Source organism: Streptococcus infantis (genome assembly GCF_019929575.1).
Lineage (GTDB): Bacteria > Bacillota > Bacilli > Lactobacillales > Streptococcaceae > Streptococcus > Streptococcus infantis_L.
In genome coordinates this window covers 1-9,955 of sequence record NZ_JAHZPU010000040.1, presented here as the reverse complement: position 1 = coordinate 9,955, position 9,955 = coordinate 1, and the positions used below count along the sequence as shown (strand labels likewise).

The window sequence follows — 9,955 nt, the reverse complement described above, 5'->3', positions numbered from 1 at the left end:
AGCTCAAACAGCTTGAAAGATACTCGCTTAATCAGAGGAACAACTTTGTTGCACTTGACTTGACAATTGGGGAAGTGAAATTTATTATATTCTTAAAAAATAAGCAATATTCTCGAAGAATTAAGGAAAAACATAGACTAAAAAACGAACAATTAGTGAAATTTTCACATTTTTCTGATCTAATTAAGAAAACTCCCAACAAGGTCTATCACTTTGTTAGGAGCTTTGTTTGATCCAACGAATTCGTTAGATTTTTTTCTCAATACTAAATAATGGAGATAGAGGGCGTTTTTCGTGGATACGGATGATAGCATCTGCCAAGAGATGAGCGATAGAGATTTGCTCAATCTTATCAATTAAACGCTCTTCTGGTAGGTAGATAGTATCCAAAACAACTAATTTTTTAATAGCTGATTTTTGGATATTATCCATAGCAGGCCCTGAAAGAACTGGGTGCGTACAACTTGCGTAAACTTCAACAGCACCAGCTTCTGCAAGAGCATCCGCCGCATGACAAATAGTTCCAGCTGTATCGATCATGTCGTCAATCAAGATACAAGTCTTGCCTTCTACCTTACCAATGATGTTCATCACTTCACTGGTATTCATCTTGTCCACGCTACGACGTTTATCAATAATGGCAATCGGAGTTTTCAAAAACTCTGCCAATTTACGAGCACGAGTCACCCCACCATGGTCTGGGCTGACAACCACATAGTCAGAACCAACCATGCCACGACGTTCAAAGTAGTCTGCAATTAAAGGAGCACCCATCAAGTGATCGACAGGAATATCAAAGAATCCCTGAATCTGTGCAGCATGCAAGTCAATCGTCAACAAACGATCCACTCCAGCCACTTCCAGCATATTTGCCACAAGTTTTGAAGTGATTGGCTCACGCGCTCTCGCCTTTCTATCCTGACGTGCATAACCGTAATAAGGCATAACAACGTTGACAGATTCTGCACTGGCACGTTTCAAAGCATCTACCATAATCAAGATTTCTAGCAGATTGTCATTTACAGGTGAGCTAGTTGATTGTAGGATAAAGACGTGTTTTCCACGGATTGATTCTTCGATATTAACTTGAATTTCCCCATCTGAAAATTGACGTACGGTCGATTTTCCCAACTCTATCCCAATCTCTTGCGCCACACGCTCTGCCAATTCTCTATTTGAAGAAAGGGCAAACAGCTTTAAATCAGAAAAAGACATGATTTCCTCCAGTATTTATGTATCACTTGTGTTTTTTCACAACATTTTTCCAACTACCATTGTAGCGCTTTTTTCTTGATTTTTCAATAAAAAATAAGACAAGAATGGACATTTATCCCCTTGTCTTGTGCTCATTTATATTCCTTATATTCAAGCTGAAATGTGACAACTTAGACATTCTATCTCATAGGAAGACAGGAACTCACAAAGGAAAAGTTAGTATATCTCTCTCATACTGCCTGTATCCACATCATAAACAGCCCCTGAAATAACCACATCATCTGGAATCAATGGGCATTCTCGAAGTAACTGCATATCCTCACGAACACTCTCCTCAACATCTTGAAAAGGGAGAAAATCTTGACCCGAGACATCAACCCCTAATTCTGTTTTTAAATGTTCTTGAAACTCTTCGTTTTGAAATGTCTGAGCACCACAGTCTGTATGATGAAGAACCACAATCTCTCTTGTTCCCATTTGTTGCTGGGAAATCACGAGTGAGCGAATCATATCGTCTGTCACTCGACCGCCCGCATTCCGTAAAATGTGAGCATCTCCAAGTGCTAATCCCAAAGCTTGTGCAACGTGCAGACGTGAATCCATACAAGTCACAATAGCTACTCTTGTTTTCGGCTTGATTGGCAGATTTAACTGCCCATGCAGGGCAACATAAGCCTGATTGGCTTGCATAAACTGTTCAAAATACGACATGACAACACACTTTCTAACTTTTAAGATGATTTGAAAACCAAATTATTTATCTTCTATCTTACCATCTTTTCTTTGTCTTGTCAGTTTTCAACTTCCATATAAAAAAACTAGAACAGAGACTTCTAGCATCTAGCTTAGGTCCCTATCCTAGTTTTTATTGTTATGATTCTTTTTGGATATACTTGTTGAGAGAGCCTGCAAAGCTTTGAAGATTGAGACTTTGTACATAAACCTCACCAGTACCTCGGAAGGTATTCACCACTCCTTCGCCTGTACCAATAGATTGCCAGAAACCATTTTCTAAGTGGATATGATAGTCCAAAGATTGACTCCAAGCCACCACATGGGCATTGTCAATGGTTATTTCTTGGTTTTGAAGCTCAATTTTCTTAATCGAACCAAATGCATTTGCCAAAAGCGTTCCCTGACCTTGAGTAGTCATCACGAAAAGGCCACCTTGACCCCCGAAAAGAGCCTTCCCAATAGACTGGCGCTCCATTGTATAGAAAGCTGTACCATCAAGAGCTAGAAAGGCTCCATCATTCAATCGATATTGCTTTTCTCCTAGCTCGAGAGCAATCACTTGACCAGGAGTATCTGGTGCTAAAGCAAGGTTGCCGTTGTCAGACTCAGCAACAGCTTGCGTGATAAAGGTGCTTTCGCCAGAAACCATAGAACGTCCCACAGCTTTGACAAAACGCCCCAAACCAGAACCGCTGGCATTGAGTTGGGTATTGAGGCTTACGTTAGGCGTGTGGTAAACCATACTACCTCGCTGGATATAGACGGTTTCTCCTTGATTGAGTGACAACTCTACCAAAGGAAATTGCATATGACTGTCCATAGAAAATTTCATCAGAAATTCCTCCTTGTTTTTAATAAATATTGGCTATAAAGTGTTTTGCAATCTAAAACTGAGTAAGACTATTAGGAAAAGACTTTTTTCAAGACTTCTCCGATAGTGGTCACTCCGATCACCTGAATTTCCTTAGGGGGCTTGATACCAGTCAAGGAATTTTTCGGTACATAGATTTTTGTAAATCCAAGTTTCGCTGCTTCATTGATGCGCTGCTCGATACGATTCACACGCCGAATCTCTCCAGTTAAGCCCAACTCTCCCACAAAACATTCCTGCGGGTTGGTTGGTTTATCCTTGTAACTCGAAGCAATGGCAACCGCAACAGCCAGGTCAATGGCAGGCTCATCCAATTTGACACCACCAGCAGATTTGAGATAGGCATCTTGATTTTGGAGGAGCAAACCTGCACGTTTCTCCAAAACAGCCATAATCAGACTTGCACGATTGAAATCAAGGCCTGTTGTAGTCCGCTTAGCATTTCCAAACATAGTCGGTGTCACCAAGGCCTGCACTTCTGCAAGAATAGGACGGGTTCCTTCCATAGTCACCACGATGGACGAACCGGTCGCTCCGTCTAAACGTTCTTCTAGGAAAACTTGACTCGGATTGAGAACCTCAACCAAGCCACCTGATTGCATCTCAAAAATCCCAATCTCATTTGTCGAACCAAAACGGTTTTTGACCGCCCTCAGGATACGGAAGGTATGGTGGCGTTCCCCTTCAAAGTAAAGCACCGTATCCACCATATGCTCCAACATCCGAGGCCCAGCCAAGGTTCCTTCCTTGGTCACATGCCCGACAATAAAGATGGCAATGTTATTAGTCTTAGCCAACTGCATGAGTTCTGCAGTCACCTCACGCACCTGAGACACAGATCCTTGCACTCCTGAAATCTCAGGAGACATGATGGTCTGGATAGAGTCGATGATGAGGAAGTCTGGTTGGATGCGCTCCACCTCTGCGCGAACACTCTGCATATTGGTCTCTGCATAGAGATAAAACTCACTATCGATATCACCTAAACGCTCTGCTCGTAACTTGATTTGCTGAGCAGACTCCTCCCCACTGACGTAGAGAACCGTCCCCACTTGAGACAACTGGGTCGAAACTTGTAGGAGAAGGGTTGATTTCCCAATCCCTGGATCCCCACCGATAAGGACAAGACTTCCTGGTACCACACCTCCACCAAGAACTCGGTTAAACTCCTCCATCTCAGTCTTGGTTCGATTGACATTGATGGAGGTCACTTCAGCCAGTTTCATGGGCTTGGTTTTCTCACCTGTTAAGGACACACGCGCATTCTTGACTTCTGCAACCTCGACTTCCTCAACAAAAGAAGACCAAGACCCACAGTTTGGACAACGTCCTAAATATTTAGGGGAATTATACCCACAATTTTGACATATAAATGTCGCTTTTTTCTTAGCTATAATTCTAATCCTCTCATTATAAAATCTCTTATTCTTTTCACGTCAGCAACTATCTTGTTTCAGAACAGTAAGTCCACCATCATCCGCATGGACATAATACCGACCATCAGGACTAAATCCAAAAGTATAGGGTAAATAACCTTTATAAATTTGAGTCCTAGTTTCTTTATTCTCTTCCCAATAAATGGTTAAAATCGGATATTCTTCAGCTTGGTCTTTAGCCATTGTCACTCGGATGTCTTTACCATTATACAAAGGAAGGCTTCCACCATATTGTCCAGCAATAGGAATAGGTGAATCATAACCATCACACATAGCTACTAACTCTATCTCATCGTAATCCCCATCTATTGGAGTGACTTGACTTTTTTCACTATCGATGATGGACATATATTCTGAAGAAATGCAAAGGATTCTTTGATAGTCTACTGGAAGAAAAGCCAAGTAAAGAAAACCTCCAATACTAATCTCATACACCTTCTTATACCCTTGACAATTTTCTGCGGTAAAAGCTTGAAAATCCTTATAGCTCATTTCATTGTGCTTCTTTCTATATCTCTATCTCAGACTCAATCACTTGGCAAAAATCAATCTTCTCGTCTGGTACAAACTGGCGTATGAGCATTCGATGAGTGACAACAACGACTGTCTGATAGTCTCGATACTTGCCCATAGATTCTAGAAACCGAGACCTCATTTCCTCAGCTGTCTCATATTGAATAGGACAATTAGGAGGTAAGGATCCATTATTTTCTAGAAAAAGAGTACGAGCTTTTTCAAAGTTCTCTATACCTGTTTCATAAACCTGCCATTCATGCAATAATGGCTCTACCCTCAAAGGAAGGCCAGTAGCACAAGCCACATAGCTAGCAGTCTCTAAAGCTCTTGTGACTGCAGAAGAAACTAGTAGATCAGCTGAGTGTAGCAAAGAATTTTTGCTCAGTTCCTGAGCTTGTTGTCTTCCTTTCTCAGATAAGGGTGCCAAATCTATCCCGAATCCAGTATAGGAACGCTCCTCTAACTCAAGGTAATTTGGCTCCCCGTGACGTACAAAGATAATCTTCATCTTAGTGTCCTGTCGATCCAAATCCACCAGTTCGCACGCCGTCTGCCTCATCTCCATCCGCAATCAAAAATGGAGCAAAGACAGCCTGAACCACACGTTCCCCAACTTCAAGAATCACTTCTTGGTCAGTAATATTTTTCATCTGTGCAAAGATATGTCCTTCATTTCCTGGGTTACCATAATAATCTCCATCAATGACACCCACAGAGTTGATCAAGACCAAACCTTTTTTACGAGGATTTGATGAACGGTCATAAAGATAGAGCACTTCAGTCGGTTGCATATAAGCCTTGACCCCTGTTGGAACAAGGACAATCTCTCCTGGAGCAATGACTGTGCGCACAGCAACCTTTAAGTCGTAACCAGCTGCATGTGCTGTCTCACGCTTGGGTAGCAAACTCTCATCTGTAAAACTAGAAACTAATTCAAAACCACGAATTTTCATATTTTCCCTCTTTTTAATCTTTCATTCTAGGCTATTTTATCTTATTTATTCGAAAAAAGCACGAAAAACCTTCTACGAATATAAATCTCCATATCAAAAAACTGTGAAGATTTTTAAATAGCTCTTATTAGCCTTTTATTAAAGAAAACACATTCCTTTTTAGCCACACTTAAACTGTTTTCTTTAAAACACAAAAAAAGAGCACACAATTCACACTCGCTTAGGGCTGCTGGATTCCTCCCCTGACCCGCTTCACGCAGAACTGTTGCTCCATTAGTTATTATACCACATTTCCAAAGATTTTAAAAGAGAAATTATTTTTTCCGTCGATTTCTGAAAAATTCCTGCATAATGCTAGCACAGTCACTCTCTAAAATCCCCGTCTCAACATCCACACGATGATTAAGACGCTCGTCTGTCAAAATATCATACAGACTTCCAGCTGCACCAAATTTCTGATTTTTAGCCCCATAAACTACCTTAGGGATACGAGCAAGCCCAATCGCCCCGCTGCACATCACACAAGGCTCAATAGTCACAAAAAGTGTACAGTCGAGTAAACGCCAACTCTCTTCCCTCAAATTAGCATTCTCTATGGCCATAATCTCTGCATGCATAACCGCACGTTGCAACTCCTCGCGGGCATTGTGGCCCCGACCAATGATTTCTCCATCCTTTACAATTACGCAACCTATTGGGATTTCATCATGCTCTAAAGCAATCTCCGCCTCCTTTAAGGCCTCTCTCATAAATGCTTCTTTTTCTTCAACTGTATAATCCATAACTTCTCTCTTTTCTCACCTATCAATTCTATCATTATAGCATGTTTTCCTAGACAAAAAAAGAGCTCTATAATATTTGCAGAAACTAACTTTTCTATAGATAGTAATCTATCTCTGGATCGTAGAAATAAAGTTTTAAAAAGAGTATAATAGTAGCAAAATTTAGAGAAACACTAGAAATCATGAACTGAGAGTAATGGGGACAACTGATACAGAATGTCCAGATCTGTCGGAAGATTTTTAACTATAAGTCTCCAAGAGATGATTATCCTGAGATTTAAATAATAAACAAGATGAAAGAGTAAATAATGAAATTAGAGTTTTTACAGGATGAACCAAAACTTATCTTGATGTCCCCTTACAAAGATACATTTAATAGAGTAGGAGGGCCATCCATAATATCTTTATCTGTTATGGTTCTCTGGATTCTAAAGTACCTGATGGCTTATAATACTGATTTTTCAGATAAGATTGTTATGGCGATAGTGCTAATTTACTCTCCCCTCCTTATATGGTTTTTAGGCTATTCTCTCTTCATAAATGGAGTAAAATTAGAAGTTTATAAAAACAATATTGTTCAGTATTATACCTATAGCAATAGAGGCCACAGCCTATTACATTATCAATTTAAACTTCAAGATATTGAACAACTAACCATTAAAAGGCGTCCCTTTAACTGTGTAAAGTTAACCATAAAAATTAAAAATCCTATTTGTGTGGCATTACATGAGAAAAAAATAAATAAGCTAAAAAGTGTCAGTATCATCACAGATAAACTAAAGGCAGATGCTTTTATGCATGAAATGAAGCTATTTCAAAGTGATAAATCAGGCAATCAATTTATCAAGTAAGCTGATTCAGAAAAAATTCAAGTTTGTCTAACTTACAAATTCTCAAGAAAATAGTTCACTGATGAGGCTGGGATCAGAAATCCCAACCTCATTTTTTCTTAGTTATGCGCCTTTGATGTGATAGCAAATTGAACGATTTGTTGGTATTTGAGAATTCAAAAAGCGTCTTTTACCAAAACTTCTTTTCTCAATTCACAACTTTAACCAATTTACCCAAATGTTGAAACCTCACAGATCTGGATGTATCAAATCGAGAGTTGGTCTAAAGATTTCTGTCCCACTGTTTTTTTCTTTGTCTTAAAAGTAAAGAAGCCACCTAAATATGACTTAGAAACTGACAAAAAAAGCCACCGAATGCGGTGACTTTATAGGGAGATTATTATGAAAAAGAAAAGTTTAGGATATTTGTTACAACAAGTTAGGAGGTCTTCTTGTAACTGTTTATAGTATAGCTGAACTATCTTAAACAAATCTTAAAAAATCTCTTATGACCAAACACTTTCTAAAATATTTGTTTGTTCACGACCAGGACCTACTGAGAAAGTAGAGATACGAACGCCAACCAATTCGCTAACACGACGAACATAGTTACGTGCATTTTCAGGAAGATCTTCCAAAGTACGTACTCCAGTGATATCTTCTGACCAACCTGGTAATTCTTCATAAATAGGTTTACAACGTTTCAATTGTTCAAGACTAGCTGGATAGTAGTCAATGCGTTGACCATCAAGATCATAAGCAACACAGATTTTAACTGTATCCAAACCACTCAAAACATCGATAGAGTTCAAAGATAAATTTGTAATGCCAGAAACACGGCGACTATGACGCATCACAACTGAGTCAAACCAACCTACACGACGAGGACGACCTGTTGTAGTACCATACTCATGACCTACTTCACGAATGCGTTCTCCCACTTCATCAAACAATTCAGTTGGGAATGGACCATCACCAACACGACTTGTATAAGCTTTACATACACCTACAACCTTGTCAATCTTGCTTGGACCAACACCAGAACCAATTGTCACACCACCAGCAACAGGGTTTGAAGAAGTAACAAACGGATAAGTTCCTTGGTCAATATCTAACATGACCCCTTGTGCACCTTCAAAAAGAACACGTTTGCCATTATCAAGTGCATCATTCAAGATAACAGAAGTATCTGTTACATATTGTTTGATTTGTTGGCCATACTCATAATATTCTTCAAAAATATCATCAAATGAAATAGGTTCGCTATCATACAATTTTACAAATTGACGATTTTTCTCAGCAAGATTGCGTTCTAAACGTTCACGGAAAATCTCTTTATCCAAAAGATCTGCAATACGGATTCCAACACGAGCAGCCTTATCCATATAAGCTGGTCCGATACCCTTGATAGTAGTACCAATTTTATTTTCACCCTTAGCTTCTTCTTGCAGACGGTCTAACTCGATGTGGTACGGCAAAATAACATGCGCACGATCAGAAATACGTAGATTATCTGTTGTAACACCTTCATCATGAAGATAGCTCAACTCTTTCACAAGTGACTTAGGATTTACAACCATCCCATTCCCAATGACAGAAATTTTTTCAGGGAAGAAAATTCCAGAAGGAATCAAGTGCAACTTAAATTTCTTTCCATCAATCACAATTGTGTGACCAGCATTATCACCACCTTGGTAACGTGCAATCACTTCTGCATTAGCTGAGAGGAAGTCTGTAATCTTCCCTTTACCTTCATCACCCCACTGGGTACCTACAACAACAACTGAAGTCATAATCTTGTCTGAGCCCTTAGGCTCTTCCTTTCTCACATACATGGCAGGAATCTCACCTGCAATTATATCTTACAATTTATTATAATAAAAATTCTCAATTTTTTCAAGACCAAAGACCAGAAACATTAGGGAATTAGAGAAAATTAGAAAATTAATATTAAAAAAATATTGTAAATTTATATTATGAAAAGAAAAAACTATAAAATAGTTCGGAAATATGAAAATTATAAATTATCCCCCAACACAGTCATTTGAAATCAATAGCTGTTCAATGTACAAACGGTAGCAAGCTCTATAGTGGTAAGAAAATAAAGGATGCATAATATCAATCATGTACCGAACTAAATAATAGAGTAAAAATCGAAGATGAAAAACTTCCCATTCTAAATCATTATCTACTAAATAACTATATTCCTTTTCAATAACATCATAAAAATCAAGATATTGTTCATAAATCTGTTCAATCATTTTATTTGACTCCATTTCTATTGATAAAATGAGTATAACAAAAAAATTAAAAAAGCTGGGAGAATACTTCTATCATGTCCTATAATGAATATCTAAATAAATAACAAATAAAAAAATTAACAAATCAGGTGGAAAATCCTACATTTCAAAAAAACTAAAATTTCTGTAATAAAAGAAACACACTGTCTAAACTATGATGGCAAGATCATACGATCTATTAAAGAATTACTTATAAGACCTATTAAAAAGACTTATAATAAAACACTCAAATCTAAAAAACCCCCAATTGTCAAGTCAAGTGCAACAAAGTTGTTCCTCTGATTAAGCGAGTATCTTTCAAGCTGTTTGAGCTGACT

12 protein-coding genes and 1 other RNA gene are annotated in these 9,955 nt (G+C 38.6%); 2 read left to right on the top strand and 11 right to left on the bottom strand.

The genetic code is table 11. From position 1 onward, the window contains the following. The coding region (locus K1I67_RS09145; protein WP_223339688.1) for a hypothetical protein at positions 1-233 on the top strand (233 nt) is incomplete at its 5' end. A 13-nt stretch (positions 234-246) separates the two neighbouring features. Here K1I67_RS09145 and K1I67_RS09140 read toward each other — a convergent pair. From K1I67_RS09140 to tadA, 9 genes are all read right to left on the bottom strand, one after another. After that, a complete protein-coding gene (locus tag K1I67_RS09140; protein WP_000010179.1) occupies positions 247-1,215 on the bottom strand; it encodes a ribose-phosphate diphosphokinase in 969 nt (322 codons plus the stop codon). A gap of 216 nt (positions 1,216-1,431) precedes the next feature. Beyond that, positions 1,432-1,926, bottom strand: coding sequence for a beta-class carbonic anhydrase (locus K1I67_RS09135; RefSeq protein ID WP_223339687.1), 495 nt, complete (start codon positions 1,924-1,926; stop codon positions 1,432-1,434). A 160-nt stretch (positions 1,927-2,086) separates the two neighbouring features. Continuing rightward, positions 2,087-2,782, bottom strand: a complete 696-nt coding sequence (locus K1I67_RS09130; RefSeq protein WP_000672725.1) for a TIGR00266 family protein — start codon at positions 2,780-2,782, stop codon at positions 2,087-2,089. 71 nt (positions 2,783-2,853) lie between these two features. Beyond that, complete coding sequence (gene radA, locus K1I67_RS09125) at positions 2,854-4,218, bottom strand: DNA repair protein RadA (protein ID WP_223339689.1); 1,365 nt, start codon at positions 4,216-4,218, stop codon at positions 2,854-2,856. A 39-nt stretch (positions 4,219-4,257) separates the two neighbouring features. Continuing rightward, positions 4,258-4,749: a hypothetical protein gene (locus K1I67_RS09120; RefSeq protein WP_223339686.1), complete on the bottom strand. Its 492-nt coding sequence runs from the start codon at positions 4,747-4,749 to the stop codon at positions 4,258-4,260. 16 nt (positions 4,750-4,765) lie between these two features. Beyond that, a complete protein-coding gene (locus K1I67_RS09115; protein WP_223339685.1) occupies positions 4,766-5,332 on the bottom strand; it encodes a histidine phosphatase family protein in 567 nt (188 codons plus the stop codon). Then, entirely contained in the window at positions 5,283-5,726 is a 444-nt protein-coding gene (locus K1I67_RS09110) for a dUTP diphosphatase (protein ID WP_000701996.1), read from the bottom strand. Before K1I67_RS09110 ends, K1I67_RS09115 begins: the two co-directional genes overlap by 50 nt. A gap of 183 nt (positions 5,727-5,909) precedes the next feature. Beyond that, positions 5,910-6,008, bottom strand: an RNA gene (gene ffs / locus K1I67_RS09105) — signal recognition particle sRNA small type. A gap of 32 nt (positions 6,009-6,040) precedes the next feature. Then, positions 6,041-6,508: a tRNA adenosine(34) deaminase TadA gene (tadA, locus tag K1I67_RS09100; RefSeq protein WP_223339684.1), complete on the bottom strand. Its 468-nt coding sequence runs from the start codon at positions 6,506-6,508 to the stop codon at positions 6,041-6,043. A 308-nt stretch (positions 6,509-6,816) separates the two neighbouring features. On the opposite strand from tadA, the gene K1I67_RS09095 reads away from it, so the two are divergent. Beyond that, entirely contained in the window at positions 6,817-7,359 is a 543-nt protein-coding gene (locus K1I67_RS09095) for a hypothetical protein (protein ID WP_223339683.1), read from the top strand. A 485-nt stretch (positions 7,360-7,844) separates the two neighbouring features. Here the strand turns inward: K1I67_RS09095 and K1I67_RS09090 are convergent, their stop codons facing one another. Further along, positions 7,845-9,131, bottom strand: coding sequence for an adenylosuccinate synthase (locus K1I67_RS09090; protein WP_025171244.1), 1,287 nt, complete (start codon positions 9,129-9,131; stop codon positions 7,845-7,847). A gap of 231 nt (positions 9,132-9,362) precedes the next feature. Then, positions 9,363-9,599, bottom strand: coding sequence for a sigma(X)-activator ComW (gene comW, locus K1I67_RS09085; RefSeq protein WP_223339682.1), 237 nt, complete (start codon positions 9,597-9,599; stop codon positions 9,363-9,365). Between the last annotated feature and the right edge of the window lie 356 nt (positions 9,600-9,955).